The sequence below is a fragment of the Novosphingobium sp. genome (assembly GCF_036820275.1).
In the GTDB taxonomy this organism is placed as follows: domain Bacteria; phylum Pseudomonadota; class Alphaproteobacteria; order Sphingomonadales; family Sphingomonadaceae; genus Novosphingobium.
Window position 1 is genome coordinate 189,141 of sequence record NZ_DAISLT010000004.1, and the last position, 15,422, is coordinate 204,562.

17 protein-coding genes are annotated in these 15,422 nt (G+C 66.6%); 9 read left to right on the forward strand and 8 right to left on the reverse strand.

All coding sequences use genetic code 11. The features are described 5' to 3' along the window. The first annotated feature begins 199 nt into the window (after positions 1–199). The 6 genes from V7066_RS05070 (at position 200) to V7066_RS05095 (ending at position 6,648) form a co-directional block, all read left to right on the forward strand. The gene (locus tag V7066_RS05070) at positions 200–1,081 is read left to right on the forward strand and encodes an alpha/beta fold hydrolase (RefSeq protein WP_334182158.1); all 882 of its coding nucleotides are present in this window, start codon (positions 200–202) and stop codon (positions 1,079–1,081) included. A gap of 28 nt (positions 1,082–1,109) precedes the next feature. Continuing rightward, positions 1,110–2,384: a spinster family MFS transporter gene (locus V7066_RS05075; protein WP_334182159.1), complete on the forward strand. Its 1,275-nt coding sequence runs from the start codon at positions 1,110–1,112 to the stop codon at positions 2,382–2,384. A 94-nt stretch (positions 2,385–2,478) separates the two neighbouring features. Further along, positions 2,479–3,828 carry an NCS2 family permease gene (locus V7066_RS05080; protein ID WP_334182160.1) on the forward strand — a complete coding sequence of 450 codons (1,350 nt, stop codon included), beginning with the start codon at positions 2,479–2,481 and terminating at the stop codon, positions 3,826–3,828. Next, a complete protein-coding gene (guaD, locus tag V7066_RS05085) occupies positions 3,825–5,111 on the forward strand; it encodes a guanine deaminase (RefSeq protein WP_334182161.1) in 1,287 nt (428 codons plus the stop codon). Before V7066_RS05080 ends, guaD begins: the two co-directional genes overlap by 4 nt. Next, complete coding sequence (locus tag V7066_RS05090) at positions 5,108–6,124, forward strand: adenosine deaminase (protein WP_334182162.1); 1,017 nt, start codon at positions 5,108–5,110, stop codon at positions 6,122–6,124. The genes guaD and V7066_RS05090 overlap by 4 nt, the downstream gene beginning before the upstream one ends. Before the next feature lie 17 nt (positions 6,125–6,141). Continuing rightward, positions 6,142–6,648, forward strand: a complete 507-nt coding sequence (locus tag V7066_RS05095; protein ID WP_334182224.1) for a DUF4269 domain-containing protein — start codon at positions 6,142–6,144, stop codon at positions 6,646–6,648. Positions 6,649–6,836: 188 nt separating this feature from the next. Here the strand turns inward: V7066_RS05095 and V7066_RS05100 are convergent, their stop codons facing one another. The 3 genes from V7066_RS05100 to V7066_RS05110 form a co-directional block, all read right to left on the reverse strand. After that, positions 6,837–7,370, reverse strand: a complete 534-nt coding sequence (locus V7066_RS05100) for a phosphoribosyltransferase (RefSeq protein WP_334182163.1) — start codon at positions 7,368–7,370, stop codon at positions 6,837–6,839. A 114-nt stretch (positions 7,371–7,484) separates the two neighbouring features. Then, positions 7,485–8,405: a LysR family transcriptional regulator gene (locus V7066_RS05105; protein ID WP_334182164.1), complete on the reverse strand. Its 921-nt coding sequence runs from the start codon at positions 8,403–8,405 to the stop codon at positions 7,485–7,487. A 339-nt stretch (positions 8,406–8,744) separates the two neighbouring features. Then, on the reverse strand, positions 8,745–9,620 hold the full coding sequence (locus V7066_RS05110; RefSeq protein WP_334182165.1) for a LysR family transcriptional regulator: 876 nt from the start codon (positions 9,618–9,620) through the stop codon (positions 8,745–8,747). A 114-nt stretch (positions 9,621–9,734) separates the two neighbouring features. On the opposite strand from V7066_RS05110, the gene V7066_RS05115 reads away from it, so the two are divergent. After that, positions 9,735–10,895, forward strand: coding sequence for an isovaleryl-CoA dehydrogenase (locus V7066_RS05115; protein WP_334182166.1), 1,161 nt, complete (start codon positions 9,735–9,737; stop codon positions 10,893–10,895). A 197-nt stretch (positions 10,896–11,092) separates the two neighbouring features. On the opposite strand, the gene V7066_RS05120 is transcribed toward V7066_RS05115, so the two are convergent. The 4 genes from V7066_RS05120 to ccmA all read right to left on the reverse strand — a co-directional run bounded on the left by V7066_RS05120 (position 11,093) and on the right by ccmA (position 13,930). Continuing rightward, positions 11,093–11,539: a hypothetical protein gene (locus V7066_RS05120; RefSeq protein WP_334182167.1), complete on the reverse strand. Its 447-nt coding sequence runs from the start codon at positions 11,537–11,539 to the stop codon at positions 11,093–11,095. 419 nt (positions 11,540–11,958) lie between these two features. Then, the gene (locus V7066_RS05125) at positions 11,959–12,582 is read right to left on the reverse strand and encodes a carboxymuconolactone decarboxylase family protein (RefSeq protein WP_334182168.1); all 624 of its coding nucleotides are present in this window, start codon (positions 12,580–12,582) and stop codon (positions 11,959–11,961) included. Positions 12,583–12,689: 107 nt separating this feature from the next. Continuing rightward, positions 12,690–13,349: a heme exporter protein CcmB gene (locus V7066_RS05130; protein ID WP_334182169.1), complete on the reverse strand. Its 660-nt coding sequence runs from the start codon at positions 13,347–13,349 to the stop codon at positions 12,690–12,692. Next, complete coding sequence (ccmA, locus tag V7066_RS05135) at positions 13,346–13,930, reverse strand: heme ABC exporter ATP-binding protein CcmA (protein WP_334182170.1); 585 nt, start codon at positions 13,928–13,930, stop codon at positions 13,346–13,348. Before ccmA ends, V7066_RS05130 begins: the two co-directional genes overlap by 4 nt. 65 nt (positions 13,931–13,995) lie before the next feature. On the opposite strand from ccmA, the gene V7066_RS05140 reads away from it, so the two are divergent. Then, positions 13,996–14,295, forward strand: coding sequence for a 4a-hydroxytetrahydrobiopterin dehydratase (locus tag V7066_RS05140; protein WP_334182171.1), 300 nt, complete (start codon positions 13,996–13,998; stop codon positions 14,293–14,295). A gap of 26 nt (positions 14,296–14,321) precedes the next feature. Here V7066_RS05140 and V7066_RS05145 read toward each other — a convergent pair whose 3' ends face one another. After that, positions 14,322–14,939 (reverse strand): DNA-3-methyladenine glycosylase family protein, encoded by a 618-nt coding sequence (locus V7066_RS05145; RefSeq protein ID WP_334182172.1) that lies wholly within the window; start codon positions 14,937–14,939, stop codon positions 14,322–14,324. A gap of 106 nt (positions 14,940–15,045) precedes the next feature. On the opposite strand from V7066_RS05145, the gene V7066_RS05150 reads away from it, so the two are divergent. After that, positions 15,046–15,363, forward strand: a complete 318-nt coding sequence (locus V7066_RS05150; RefSeq protein ID WP_334182173.1) for a 2Fe-2S iron-sulfur cluster-binding protein — start codon at positions 15,046–15,048, stop codon at positions 15,361–15,363. The last annotated feature ends 59 nt before the right edge of the window (positions 15,364–15,422 follow it).

Below are 15,422 nucleotides of genomic sequence, written 5' to 3' on the forward strand. Positions count from 1 at the left end.
CGGGACGATCCTGCGCAACGCCGCCGGCGGGCTGATCCCGACGCTCGGCCGTGAGGGCACGCTGACCGCGTTCTACGGCAATCCGCGCCAGGTCTTCGTTACCGGGACGCTGGAATTCTGATCACGCCGGACGGGTCTCACCCGGGGAAGGTGAGGCCCGTCATCCGGTCTCTTGCGGGCCGAAAGGACAATGCTCGCCATGGAATATCGCCTCCATCGCTACCGCAGCGCCTGCGGGAGGCTCGATCTCGTCGCGCGCGACTATGCTGCGGCGGAGGCCGGGGTGCCGGTCCTGCTGATGATGCACGGGCTCACCCGCAATTCCGCCGATTTCGAGCCGCTCGCGGCGCATCTCGCGGGGCGCTACCGGCTCATCGTGCCAGATCAGCGGGGGCGGGGTCTGTCCGAATGGGACCCGGACCCGGCGCAGTACCGGCCCGATGTCTATGCGCAGGACATGCTGGCGCTGCTGGACGGCCTCGGCATTGCGCGGGTCTGCCTGATCGGCACCTCGATGGGCGGGCTGATGGCCATGGTGATGAATGCGCTCCGGCCGGACCTCGCCAGCGGCTTCGTGTTCAACGACATCGGCCCGGTGCTCGATCCTGCCGGTCTGGCGCGCATTCAGGGCTATGTCGGGCCGGGTGCGGTCATGGCTTCGTGGCAGGAGGCGGCGGCGCGCTGCCGGACGGTCAACGCGGCGGCTTTTCCGGACTTCGGCGAGGCGGACTGGCTGGCCTTCGCACGGCGCACCTGCCGGGAGAATGCGGATGGAACCGTGTCTTTCGCCTACGATCCGGCCATTGCGCAAAGCATCGGCGGTGATGCGCCGCAGACGGTTCCGGCCGACCTCTGGCCCTTGTGGGACCTTCTGGACGCAGCGCCGGTGCTGGTCGTGCGCGGGGCGCTGTCCGACCTCCTCTCCGCCGCAACGGTGCGGGAGATGGCCCAGCGCCATGCCGGGTTTTTCTCGGCGGTGGAGGTTCCCCGCGTGGGCCATGCGCCGATCCTCGACGAATTGCCCGCCGTGGCGGCGATTTCGGCCTTCCTGAGAGAGCATATGCCGTTATCCCGGACCTGATCCGGAACGACGCAATGGGGCGAATAGGATGAGTGATGCAAAGGTGACCGGATCGAGATCGCCCCGGCTGGTGCTGGCGATGCTGCTGCTGGTCTATATCTTCAACTTCGTGGACCGCCAGATACTCGCGATCCTGGCCGCGCCGATCCAGCAGGAACTGGGCCTTGACGATGCGCAGATGGGCATGCTGGGCGGCCTGGCCTTCGCGATGCTCTATTCGACGCTCGGCGTGCCGCTGGCCTGGGTGGCGGACCGGACCAGCCGCTCCTGGGTCATCACCGGGTCGCTGGTGGTCTGGAGCCTGTTCACCGCGCTCTGCGGCGCGGCGACGGGGTTCTGGCACATCTTCCTCGCACGGCTCGGCGTCGGCGTGGGGGAGGCGGGCGGCGTCGCGCCTTCCTATGCGGTGATCGGCGACCACTTCCCCAGCGAGCGGCGGGCTTTCGCGCTCTCGGTCTATTCGCTGGGCATTCCGCTCGGCTCGGCGGCAGGCGTGCTGGCGGGCGGCTATGTCGCGACGCGGGTGGACTGGCGCGCGGCTTTCGTTGTCGTGGGCCTCGCCGGACTGCTGATCGCGCCGCTGTTCAAGCTGGTGGTCAAGGACAAGTCCAAAGGGGGAGGGATCGGCCCCGCGACGACCGCCCCGACGATCCGCTTCGGCGAAGTCGCCGCGCTGCTCGCCCGCAAGCGCGCGTTCTGGCTGCTGAGCTTTGGTGCTGCGTCCAGTTCGATGCTGGGCTACGGTCTCGCCTTCTGGCTGCCGAGCCTGCTCCAGCGCAGCTTCAAGCTCGATCTCGTCGAGACATCCTGGTTCCTCGGTGCGGTGCTGCTGATCGGCGGGACCGTGGGCGTGCTGATGGGCGGGCTGCTGGCGGACCGTCTCGGCAAGGCCGACCGCGCTTGGTACGGCCGGGTCCCGGCCATGGCCTATGTCGTGGCCGTGCCGCTCTTCGCGGGCGGAATCTGGACCTCCAGCGTGCCGCTCGCCTTCCTGTTGTTCCTGGTTCCGCAGGCGCTTGCCTATGTCTGGCTGGGGCCGGTGACGAGCGCGGTCCAGCACTTGGTCGAGCCGCCCGCGCGGGCGACGGCTTCGGCGCTGTTCCTGCTCATCAACAACCTGATCGGGCTGGGCGGCGGCATCTATGCGCTGGGCGCGCTGTCGAAGGCATTGGCGCCGGTCTACGGCGCGGAATCGCTGCGCTATTCGATGCTGCTGGGGCTGGGCCTCTATCTGCTGGCGGCCTTGCTGATGAGCCTCGCCGGTCCTGCCCTGCGCCGCGAGTGGGTTGCGGAGCGTACCTAGCCGGGGGCAGATCAGGGAGATATTGCGCAGCCCCCGGCAATTGCCGATAGGACATGTCCCAGCCATCAGACGCTTCAGGGACGAACAGGACGCAATGCCGAGCCAGACCGAGACCGAACCGACGGGCCTGCTGGAACGCCGCTTCGCGCTGAGCGCACGCGGCACCGATGCCCGCACCGAAGTCCTCGCAGGCGCGACGACGTTTCTGACGATGGCCTACATCGTGCTGGTGAACCCGGCGATCCTCGGCGCGGCGGGGATGCCGGTGGCCTCGGTGGCGGCGGTGACCTGTTTCGCGGCCGCCTTTGCCTCGATCCTCATGGGTCTCGTCGCCAATACGCCGCTGGCACTGGCGCCGGGCATGGGTCTCAACGCCTATTTCAGCTTTACCGTCGTCCAGCAGATGGGCGTGCCCTGGCCGGTGGCGCTGGGCTGCGTGTTCCTTTCGGGCGTGGCCTTCCTGGCGCTGACGGTAACCGGCGTACGGCAGCTGATCATCTCCTCGATCCCGCAGTATCTCTTTGCGGCGGTCGCGGGCGGGATCGGGCTGTTCATCGGCTTCGTCGGCCTCAAGAGTGCCGGCATCGTCGTGGCCGATCCCGCCACGTTCGTCGCGCTGGGCAACCTCAAGGCCCCCGGCGCCGCATTGGCGCTGTTCGGGCTGGTGCTGATCGGCGCGCTTTCCGTGTGGAACGTGCGCGGGGCGATGCTGATCGGGATCCTCGCCACGACCGCGCTGGGCTGGCTCTGCGGTCTCGTCTCGGTGCATCCCGAGCCCTATTCGCTGGAGGCCCTGACCGGCACCGCCCTCAAGCTGGACCTTGCGGGCGTGTTCGGCCTCTCCGGCAGCCACGGCCTCGGCCTGTTCGAGATCCTCTTCGTGTTCCTGTTCGTCGACCTGTTCGACAATATCGGCACACTCGTCGCCGTCACCAAGCGGGCCGGGCTGATTGACCGGGACGGGAAGATCCCGCGCCTCAACCGCATTCTCGTGACCGACGCCGCCGCCACCATCGTCGGCTCGATGGCGGGCACCAGCACGGTGACCAGCTATGTCGAGAGCGCGGCGGGCGTGCAGGCGGGCGGCCGCACCGGCCTGACCGCGGTGGTTACCGGCCTGCTGTTCCTCGCGACCCTGTTCGTCGCGCCCTATGCCCAGATCATTCCGCTGGCGGCGACTGCCCCCGCGCTGATCGTCGTCGGCGGCCTGATGCTGCTGCCGCTGACCGAAGTGCAGTGGGAAGATCCGCTGGCGGCGATCCCGGCCTTCCTGACCGTGGCAATGATCCCCTTCACCTTCTCGATCGCCAACGGCCTCGCTTTCGGCATTACCGCCCATGCTTTGCTCAAGCTGGTGCGCGGCACGATCGAGCGGAAGGACTGGTTCCTGCTGGTGCTTGCGCTGGTCTTCGTCGCGCGCTTCGTGTGGCTCGCTGGCGGATGATCCACGCCTTTCGCGCCGAAATCCTCTCGGTTTCCCGCGATCCCACGGATGACCCCAAAGCGGTCCGCCACGAGCCGGACGGGCTGCTGGTCGTGGAAGACGGCATTATCGTCGCGCGCGGGCCTTATGCCGAACTTGCCGGACGCTTCCCGCAGGTCCCGGTGGAAACGCTGCCCGGCCTCGTCGTGCCCGGCTTCGTCGATGCCCATGTCCACTACCCCCAGACCGACCGCATCGCCGCACACGGCGAACAATTGCTCGACTGGCTGGAGCGGCACATCTTCCCCGCCGAGAAGGCCTTCGCCGACAAGGCCCACGCCGATGCCGTCGCCGCCTTCTTCCTTGACGAACTGCTGAGGAACGGCACGACCAGCGCGCTCGTCTTCCCGACCGTCCACGCGCAGTCGGTGGATGCCCTGTTCGAGGCGGCGCTGGCGCGGGACATGCGGGTGATCTCCGGCAAAGTGCTGATGGACCTCGGGCCGGAAGGGCTGAGCGACACCCCCGCCTCGGGCCGCGCCGAAAGCGAGGCGCTGATCCGCCGCTGGCGCGGCCGCGGCAGGCTCGGCTATGCGGTGACGCCGCGTTTCGCGCTTGCATCGTCGGATGCGCAACTGGCCGATGCCGGTGCGCTGCTGGCCGGGCATCCCGACGTGCTGATGCACACCCACCTTGCCGAAAACCGCCGCGAATGCGCCGCCGTGGCGGAGCGCTTTCCCGAAGCGGCGGACTACCTCGACGTCTACGACCGCTTCGGCCTCGTCACCCCCCGCTCGGTCTTCGCGCACGGCATCCATCTGCCGGACCGCTCCTGCCGGCGCCTGCACCAAACCGGCGCCGGGATCGCGGTATGCCCGAGTTCCAACTTCTTCCTCGGTTCCGGCTGCTTCGATTTCGCGCAGGCGCAGCGCCACGCCTTACGCCTCGGCCTCGGCACCGACGTCGGCGCGGGGACGACGTTCTCGCTGCTGCACACCCAGGGCCTCGCCTATCAGGCCGCGCAGCTGAAGGAACTGGCCCTCGATCCCTTCCGCGCGCTCTGGCTGGCGACGGCGGGCAGCGCAGATCTTCTGCACATCGGTGACCGGGTGGGCCGCCTCGAACCGGGGCAGGAGGCCGATTTCGTGGTGCTCGATACGGCCGCCACGCCGCTCCTCGCACGCCGCACCCGCGACACCGACCTTGCGCAGCGCCTCTTCGCGTTGCAGGTGCTGGGCGACGACCGCGCCGCGATGCGCACATATCTGCTGGGCAAATGCGCCTGGAACAGGAACATGACATGACCGACCTCGACACCTTCATCGCCGGCCTGCCCAAGGCGGAGCTTCACCTCCACATCGAAGGCAGCCTCGAACCCGAACTGATGTTCGCACTGGCGGAGCGCAATGGCGTCTCGATCCCCTTCGCCACGGTGGAAGAGGTGCGCGCGGCCTATGATTTCTCGAACCTCCAGGATTTCCTCGACATCTACTACGCCGGCGCAAACGTGCTGCTGACCCGGCAGGACTTCCACGACCTCGCCGCAGCCTACTTCGCGCGGGCCGCGGCGGACGGGGTTGTCCACGCGGAACTGATGTTCGATCCCCAGACCCACACCGATCGCGGCGTGCCGTTCTCCGAAGTGATCGAGGGCCTGCTCTCCGCCATGGAGGCCGCCCGCGCCGAGCACGGCATGTCGAGCAGCCTGATCCTCTCCTTCCTGCGCCACCTGTCCGAGGACGCCGCCTTCGCCACCCTGGCCGAAGCCGAACCCTGGCTCGACCGGATCGAGGCCGTGGGGCTGGACTCCTCCGAACTGGGCCATCCGCCCGAGAAGTTCGCCCGCGTCTTCGCCGCCGCGCGCGAAAAGGGCCTGCGCATCACCGCCCACGCCGGCGAGGAAGGCCCGCCCGAATATGTCCACCAGGCGCTCGACCTACTCGGCGTCCACCGCATCGATCACGGCAACCGCGCGCTCGAAGACCCGGCCCTGATCGAGCGGCTGGTGCGCGAGGAAATGACCCTCACCGTTTGCCCGCTCTCCAACCACAAGCTCTGCGTCGTGGACGACCTCGCCGACCACCCGATCGACGCGATGCTCGCGCAGGGCCTGAAAGCCACCGTCAACTCCGACGACCCCGCCTACTTCGGCGGCTACGTGGCCGACAACTACCGCGCCATCGCCGCCGCGCGCGGGCTGGACCGCGATGCCCTCGCCACTCTCGCGCGCAACAGCTTCACCGGCTCGTTCCTGCCCGCCGAAGCCGTGGCGGAGCACCTCGGCCGTCTAGACGCCTACCTTGAGACCCACCGCTGACCGACTGGCAGGCGGCACTGGCGGCGAGCGGCGTCCTGACGCGGCTCGCCCGCTTCGATCCCCATGTGGCCGGAACTTTCCCGCTCGGCCTTGCCGTGCCCGGAAGCGATATCGACGTGCTCTGCCACGCCCCCGATGCTCAGGTTTTCGCCGAGGCCCTGTGGGAGACCTGCCGCGACTTCGAACATTTCGCGATGTGGCAGTGGCAGAAGGCGGCTCGCCCGGTGGTCGCGGCGTTTTCGGTCGCGGGCACCCCGTTCGAGGTCTTCGGGCAGGCCCTGCCGGTGCAGGAGCAGCACGGCTGGCGGCACTTCGCGGTCGAGGCGCGGCTGCTGGAGCTGGGCGGTGAAGGGCTGCGCGCGGCAGTCATGACGGCGCGGCGGGCAGGGGCCAAGACGGAGCCTGCTTTCGCGCAGGTGCTCGGGCTTGAGGGAGATCCGTACCGGGCGATGCTGGCGCTCGCGGATCGAGATGATGAAGAGTTGAAAAGGATTTTGAAGAGAAGAGGAAGTCCTGGGGGATGATCCCCCAGACCCTCGGAATGTCGACCTCGCGCGCTACCTGGCCGGTGGTGCGCTCCCTGCGGCGCAGCCAATAAGTCTCCCGGCGCAGCCATGGGTGCGCAACGGCGTTGGTCCGCGTGACCTGGACGGTAATGGGGTGCAGGGGTGTTAACCCCTGCGTCTTTCCTTAAACTTCAAACCTTAAACCTTCAGGCCAACCGCTCCGGCACCGAAAGCGCCTCTTCGACGATGCTCTCGCGCGTGCCGACCGACTCCCACGGGAACACGAACCAGCGCTTGTCGTCGGCCCGGTCGATCACGTCTGCCCAGACATCGACTTCGACCTTGGAGCTCTTGTTGTTGATGACCACCGCGAAGCGCAGGTTGTCGTGATCGCCGCCGCCCTGGGTCAGCTGGCTGCGGATATATTCGATGGTGCCGCCGGTGTCGTTGATGTCGTCCACGAACAGCATGCGCGTGCCTTCCGCGCTCATCGCCGCGACTCTGGCCAGCAGTTCGTCGGCGAAGCCGGGGATCTTGGCGGAGTGGTCGATCGACAGCATCGGCAGCGAAAGCTGGTGCGAGATATAGACCGCCGGAACCAGTCCGCCGCGGCCCAGGCCGATGATGAAATCGGGCTGCCAGTCGTTATTCTGCACCTGCCGCGAGAGCTGGCGGACTTTGGCGAGGAAGTCTTCGTAGTATTCGAGAAAATGGAGCTGCGGCTCGGAAGCTTCACTCATAGCGGGCACGTCCTGAACGGGAATGTGGGGAGGAAGCGCCTCCGCTTATCGGTTTTGCCCGAAATCTGCAATTGCGCGAAGCGCGGGGGCGGATGCGTCCGGGCGCGCGTGGGGCTAAGTGCCTGAAACCGAATGACCGAGCTGGGCGAAGCCGGTCTCGAATTCGCCCAGTACCATGGCGGCGGCGTAGGACGGGGTTCGGGCCGTGGCGGTGCAGAGCGCCAGCGTCATGGGGCGCAGCAGCGAATCGGAGATGCGGGTGAAGGCGAGCAGGCCGCGCTGCACTTCGGTCCGCACGTCGAGCGAGGTTAGCACGCCGATCCCGGCGCCTTGCAGGACGAGGGCGGTGATCGTCTCGATATTGTCCGAACTGGCCCGCCGGTCGAGCGTCACCCCGGTCGCACCTTCGAGCACGGCGATCTGCTGGTGGACCGCGAGCGGCGCGGCGGGGACGATCATCGGCTCTTCGGCGCAGATCGAGAAGCGTGCGGCGGGCGCTTTTGCCAGCCGGTGATCGGGCGGGGTGACGAAGCCGAGCACGACTTCGGTGAAGGCGCGGACCGAAAGTTCGCGGTAGGACTGTGGCTCGAACAGAATGCCGAAATCGACTTCGCCGTCGATCACGGCGCGGCGCACCGCGTCGTTGCCGAGAACGCGCACGCCCATGGTGATGCCGGGATAGCGCTGCTGGATCGCGTGGATCGTGGCCGGGACGTGTCCGCGCGCCAGCGAATCGATCACGGCGATGTCGACATGACCGCGCTTGAGGCCGCGCAAGTCCTCCACCCGTGCCCGCAGTCCCGCGAGATCCTGCTGCCATTGCACGCCCGAGGCCATCATCATCTCCCCGGCGGCGGTGAGGCGCAGTCCGGTCGGCAGGCGCTCGAACAGGGGCAGGCCGAGCTGGGCTTCGGCATTGAGGATCTGGCGGTCGATCGCGGAGGCCGAGACGTTCAATTCGTCCGCCGCCCGGCGGATCGAGCCGAGGCGGCCGACGGCCAGGAAGTATCGAAGGAAGCGTGAGAATACCGGCATGAATCGGGCGCTCTGGACCTGCTCTAATTTTTGCAACGCTTCGGCGAATTCATTGCGTTTGCGCGTATCGTGTCAGGACTTTACGCATAGGGCAACGCCGAAACGTGCAATGCGATACCGGAAGCGATTTCTCCTCCCAACGAGGTCGCGGAAGGTTCGTCGTTGCATGACGGCTGGGGGCGCATTCCTGCGGACGGGTGTAAAAAGGGACCCCGCTCGCAGTGGCGCCCCCGCTTGCAGGATGGGGCCTGCAAGGGGTCATATTGACGGGGTTGCAAGACACTATCGGACTTGTCGCACCACCCACGAAGGGTGGGCGGCCGGATCGAATCTCGAGGTTCAGGGCCTGGGAAGGGAAAGGCTGGCAGCGACGATCTCCAGCGTCGTGGTCAGTCTTTCCTTTGCCTCTTCGGGCAAGGCCGTGTCGCGAACCACACCCAGTCTGCGTTTCAATCCATAACCGACGATCCCGGCCGTTGCCGTTCCCGCAGGCGCGAGCGAACGCGGTGCCACCGTCACGCCGAGGCCCGCCGCAACCATCCTCATGCAGCGGTCCTCGTTCTCGCTGCGCAGCGCAAAGCGCGGGCGCACTCCGGCATCGGTGAAGAAACGGCTGGTCCTTTGCAGCACCTCGCAGGACCGCCGCGCGATCATGATGTCTCCGGCGAGATCCTGCGGCGAAACCTCCTTCATTCCGGCAAAGCGGTGCGCGGCGGGCATGACGAGGACGTAAGGTTCCTCCAGCAGTGGATGGACGTTTTCGTCCCCGTCGCTGTCGTCCAGCAAAGTCAGCGCGAGCTGGATCTTGCCGCTGGCGAGTTGGCTGCGCAGATCCCGGTCGTCGCCTTCGACCAGCTCGATCCCGAAATCGCGCGAGAGTTCGCGGGCCACGCATTCCAGCATCGGCCCGGAAATCGTGGGGATCACCCCAAGTCTGAGGCCCGGCCACTGTTCCTGCACGGGGCGGCCGAACTGGTCTGCGCGGCGGAAACCGGCCTCGAGATCGCGGGCGATCGGCAGAAAGGCGCCGCCCGCCTCGGTCAGCCGCACATGGCGCCGGTCGCGCACGAACAGCGGGGAGCCGACCAGCTTTTCCAGTTCCGCGATGCTCGTCGAGACGGTCGGCTGGGTCACATGGAGCCGCGCCGCCGCCTGCTTGAAGCTGCCGGAATCGGCAACCGCCAGGAAATGCCGGATATGCGCGCGCTTTATCATTGGGAAAATCTATTCAAAGGTCGTGTAAGTTTCAATTTGTTTGCGTCATGGGGTTCCGATAATCTCTCCAGGAAAGGCCGCAGGAACGCGGGCCGTGCGTTTTGGGAAGAAGAGATGAAAGCCACCCCCGACTTCGATTTCGCACTGGGCGAAAGCGCCGAGATGATCCGCGAAAGCGTCGCCCGCTTCGCCGACGAGCAGATTGCCCCGCTCGCCGCCCGCGTGGACGCCGAGGACTGGTTCCCGCGCGAACTCTGGCCCGCCATGGGCGAACTCGGCCTCCACGGCCTGACGGTCGAGGAAGAGTGGGGCGGCACCGGCCTGGGCTATCTGGAGCATGTGATCGCGGTGGAGGAAGTAAGCCGCGCTTCGGCCTCGGTAGGGCTGTCCTACGGCGCGCACTCCAACCTCTGCGTCAACCAGATCCGCCGCTGGGGCAACGACGCGCAGAAAGCGAAGTATCTGCCGAAGCTGATTTCCGGCGAACACGTCGGCAGCCTCGCCATGTCCGAAGTCGGCGCAGGCTCCGATGTGGTCAGCATGAAACTGCGCGCGGATGCGGTCGAGGGCGGGTTCCGGCTCAACGGCACCAAGTTCTGGATCACCAACGGCACTTATGCGGAGGTGCTGGTCGTCTACGCCAAGACCGATGCCGAGGCCGGTTCGAAAGGTATCACTGCCTTCCTGATCGAAAAGGATATGCCCGGCTTCTCGATTGGCCAGAAGATCGACAAGATGGGCATGCGCGGATCGCCCACCTGCGAACTGGTGTTCGACGACTGCTTCGTGCCTGCGGAAAACGTGATGGGTCCGCTGCATGGCGGCGTGAAAGTGCTGATGAGCGGCCTCGACTACGAGCGCGTGGTGCTCGCAGGCTTGCAGATCGGCATCATGCAGGCCTGCCTCGACACCGTGATCCCCTATGTCCGCGAGCGCCGCCAGTTCGGCACCGCCATCGGCACGTTCCAACTGATGCAGGCCAAAGTGGCGGACATGTACGTCGCGCTGCAATCGGCGCGGGCCTATGTCTACGCGGTCGCGAGGGCCTGCGATGCCGGACAGACCACGCGCTTCGATGCGGCGGGGGCGATCCTGCTCGCCAGCGAGAACGCCTTCCGGGTCTCGGGCGAGGCGGTGCAGGCGCTCGGCGGCGCGGGCTATACCAAGGACTGGCCGGTCGAGCGCTATCTGCGCGACGCCAAGCTTCTCGATATCGGTGCGGGGACGAACGAGATCCGGCGGATGTTGATTGGGCGGGAGTTGATCGGGGCTTAAGACGAAGAGAAGATTCCGGGGGATGATCCCCCGGACCCTCGGAATGTCGACCTTGCGTGCCACCTACCCGGTGCGCATTCCTTGCGGCGCAGCCAATATGTCTTCCGACGCAGCCATGGGCGCACGAGGCTGCCGGTCCGCGTGACCTAGACGGTAACGGGGTGCAGGGGCGATGGCCCCTGCTTTTCCCTTGTCCTTCAATGCCGCAAATTCTTCGCCGCGACCGGCTCGCCCGGAAAGATTCCCGCAATCGCCATCGCCGCGCCGAGCTTGGAGAGCGTCTCCAGCATGTCGCCCACGCTGTCTTCCGAGATGACCATCTCCAGTGTGTCGCGTGTCTGCTGGGGGCCGCGGTCGCGCAGGGAGGTGATGAGTTCGAGAATCACCGCCTCGTGCTCGGATACGTGGCTGCATGCCATGGGGCAGAAGGCGAAGGTTTCCAGCGCGTCGCGGTTGAACAGCAGCATGGAGCGGTGGAAGGGCCGGAGTCCGCCGATCATCCGCCACTTGGCGAAAGCGGGCGCCAGCGCCTCCGCGGGGCACTGGCGGCGGCCCAGAGTCGTGACCCAGGCCCGCATGGACCAGACCAGGAAACGGCATCCCTCGTCGAGCGAATTAAGCGGGCGATCGACATATTGATACATGCCTGTTCTCCATGGGCTTGCACTTGAGAATGATTATCATTAGCTATGTCTACGCAGCTTGTCTTGCCCGTCAAGTCTGCACCAAGGACCTAGGGCCGGCGCTTGTCATGGGGCGCCGTCCTGCCCTTCCTGTCGACTGGGCCGGGGCGATCTCACGCTAAGCGCGAGAGAGCGCCCCGGCCCACTTTTTCCCCGAAAATCCAGTGGTTTTGCTGAGGTTATACCGGAGTTGTGCCGGATTTACCCACAGCGCTTGCGCGCCTGCGGGCCGGCGAACCGTGCAGAAAAAAGGGCGACATTTTTCCCCCGGAAAGGCGGTCGGCCATGGAATGACGGCCATCCGGACAGGATCGAATCGGGTCGATTCGAATCGGCGATTCGGAGGCTATCTCTGCCCGGCGAATCGCTCGGTGCGGGATTCAGCGGTAGTCGAACCCGCCTTTCGGCTGAATTTTCAGGGAATTCTGCTGCATCGCCGTCATCAGATAGGCGCCGACCAGCATCGGCACTTCAAGCATCTGCTTCTCGTTCCAGGTCCTCGCGAGGATATCCCAGGTCGAATCGCTCATGCAGTGGTCGGCCACGAGTTCCTCCACGGCGCGCAGCATCGCCGATTCGTGCTCGCTCCAGTCGGGCGCGGCGGAACCGGCGATCACCCGTTCGATTTCCTCGCCGGTAATGCCGAAGGCCTTGCCGATATCCACATGTTCGCACCACTCGAACGGCGCGCGGGCGAGGAGGGCGAGGCGCAGGATCATCAGTTCGCGCTCGCGCCCCGGAATCGCGCCTTTGGCGGCCAGTTCGATTCCCAGCACCATCTGGCCCTTGAACATGCCGGGATGGCGCAGGGTTATGAGGCTGACGTCGGGGAAGGGGCGGCTTTCGGGGATCTGAAAGGCGGCGCGAATCGCATCGACCTGTTCCTGGCCCTCGGGGCTTACTTCATCGAGGCGCAGCGGCGCATAGCGAGGGCCGCCCGCGATCGTCTGTGCCTCTCGCGCGGCCGTGTCGAACTTCACCGGGCCTGAAATTACCTCGATCATCGCCATTACCCCTCGTCCCGATAAGCGTCCGGCTTTGCGGATCCGAGGGCACTATGGTCGGCATGGCGAGGCTGGGCCAACCGCCTCGGCGATAAAACGCTTCCCGCTCAGCCTCTCGCCGCGCGTACGGCAGCGCCGCCCGCGAAAGGCGCGATGGCAAGCAGGACGAGGCTGGCGGCGGCGGTCAAGGCGAGGCCGCTCTCGCCGCCGGTGCCGAGGCTTCCGGCGCCGAAGATCAGGACTGGGACGGCCATCGGGATGACCAGCAGTCCGCCCAGCGCGGCGCCGCCGCGCAGCCCTGCCGTCAGCGCCGCCACCGTCACGCCGAGCGCGGCGAGGCCGGGGGTTCCCGCCAGCAGGCCGATCTCGACGGTGAGCAGGCTATGGCCGTCCAGCCCGAGCAGGGCGGCGGCGGGAAGGGCGGCCAGCATCAGCGGCGGACCGAAGCTCAGCCAGTGGGCGAGCACCCGCACCGTGATCACCAGTTCCTCGGAAATGCCGCGCAGGGTCCACTGATCGAACAGGCCGAGATCGATGTCGGGTTCGACGAGTCGGTCGAGTGGCAGGATCGCGGCGAGCAGTGCGGCCACCCAGATCACCCCGCCGCCGGTTCGGGCAAGCAGCGCTGCGTCGGGGCCGACTGCGAAGGGGTAGAGCATCGCCACGCAGAGGAAGAACAGGATCGGCAGCAGCGCCCCGCCGCCCCGTCCACCAAGCAGCAGGCGGGCAAGGTCGCGCTTCAGCAGCGGCCAGAATTGGCCGGTCATGCCGCGTGCTCCGCGAGCGCAAGCGTCTTCATGCCCGCCAGCGAGAAGGGCTGGTGCGAGGCGATCAGCGCGATACCGCCCTCGGCGCAGTGTTCGGCGGCCAGCGTTTCGGCGAGGGTCACGGCATGGGTGTCGAGGCCGTTGAGCGGTTCGTCCAGCAACCAGATGTCTGCCCTCTGTCCGAGCAGGCGGGCGAGCGCGGCGCGTTTCTTCTGTCCGGTCGAAAGGTAGCGCACGGGAACGTCGAGCAGGCCTTCGAGGCCGAGCCGGGCGAGATGGCGGTTCTCTTCCTCATCCCCGTCGATCCGGCGCCAGAATGCGAGCGCCCCACCCAGCGTCAGCGACGGATCGAGCGCCGGGCGTTCGTCCACGAGGCCGATCGCACCTTCGCTGGCCACGGTTCCGGCAAAGGCAGGGGCAAGACCGGCGACGATCCGCAGCAGGCTCGACTTGCCGATGCCGTTGCGGCCGGTGATCTGGAGGGCCTGTCCCGCTTCCAGTCGCAGCGAGACGCCGCGAAACAGCAGCCGGTCGCCGCGCCGACAGGCGAGATCGTCGATGGCGATGGAGGCCCCTTGCATGGGAGGAGGCGATAGTGGAAAGCCGCCGAGGTGCCAAGCTGGCCGCCGCTTTACGGAGTGATCCCATGTCGATAGCCCGCCTTACCGATGCCCAGCGCGCAGAAGCACTGGCCGCACTGCCCGCCTGGGACTTGCGCGAGGATGGCCTCGCCCTGGTGCGCAAGCTCAAGTTCGCGGACTTCAACGCGGCCTTCGGCTTCATGACCCGCGTGGCGATCCAGGCCGACAAGGTCGATCACCACCCCGAGTGGTTCAACGTCTACAACCGGGTCGAGATCACGCTGACCACGCACGATGCCGGTGGCGTCAGCCAACGCGACCTCGACATGGCCCGCTTCATCGACGCGATCGCGCCCGACGCCTGAAAACCGGAACCTGAAACCGGCGCGCCTCAGAGCGCGGGGTTGTTGTAGCAATGCCAGGTGAAGATCGCCGCCGCGCCGCGATAGGGGCGCCAGGGTTCGGCCAGATCCCGTGCTTCCTTCTCGCTGGGCCTTGCCTCCAGCGCGAAGATCTTGTGCAGCCCGGCCTGAACCGCGAGGTCTCCGGCAGGCCAGATGTCGGTCCGGCCTTCCGCGAACAGCAGATAGACCTCTGCCGACCATCGGCCGATGCCCTTGATCCGCACGAGCTGGGCGATTGCCTCCTCGTCGTCTTCGGGGAGATTTTCCAGGTCTAGCGTCCCGGCGGCCACCAGTTCGCAGAGGCTGCGGGCATAGCCCTGCTTCTGGCGCGACAGGCCGCAGCTGCGCAGGGCCTCGAATTCCGCGGCCAGCAGGGTCTCGGGCGCGATGCCCTCGCCAAGGAGGTCCTCCAGCCGCTTCCACACCGATGCCGCCGCCGCCACCGAGACCTGCTGGCCGACGATCGTGCGCAGCAGGGTGGCATAGCCGGTCGGCCTTATGCGCGGTTCGGGATAGCCTGCGGCATCCAGCGCACGGGCGATCGCGGGTTCCTTCGCGGCAATGGCGTCGAGGCCCAGTTTCAGTGCGTCAGCGCTCAAGCCCATATGTCGATTACCTTGCAAAAGGAGGTGCCAGCCATTAGCAGCCGGCGTCAAAAGCCATGACAAGCATGTTGTCCTGCATGCACTATCACCAAGGGGATCGACGAGAATGCCGCAGATCATCGTCATCAATCAATCGGGCGAAGAATCCACCGTAGAGGCCGTCGAAGGCCGCACCCTGATGGAAACGATCCGCGACGGCGGTTTCGACGAGCTTCTGGCCCTCTGCGGCGGCTGCTGCTCCTGCGCGACCTGCCACGTACATATCGATCCGGCCTTCGTCGACAAGCTTCCCGCAATGAGCGAGGACGAGAACGACCTGCTCGACAGCTCCGACCACCGCAACGAATTCTCGCGCCTGTCGTGCCAGGTTCCGGTGACCGCGGCGCTCGAAGGCTGCAAGGTCACGATCGCGCAGGAAGATTGATTTTTCGATGACCTGACGGTCACGCAAAACGGCTATCCGGCCGTTTTGCGTTGCACGCC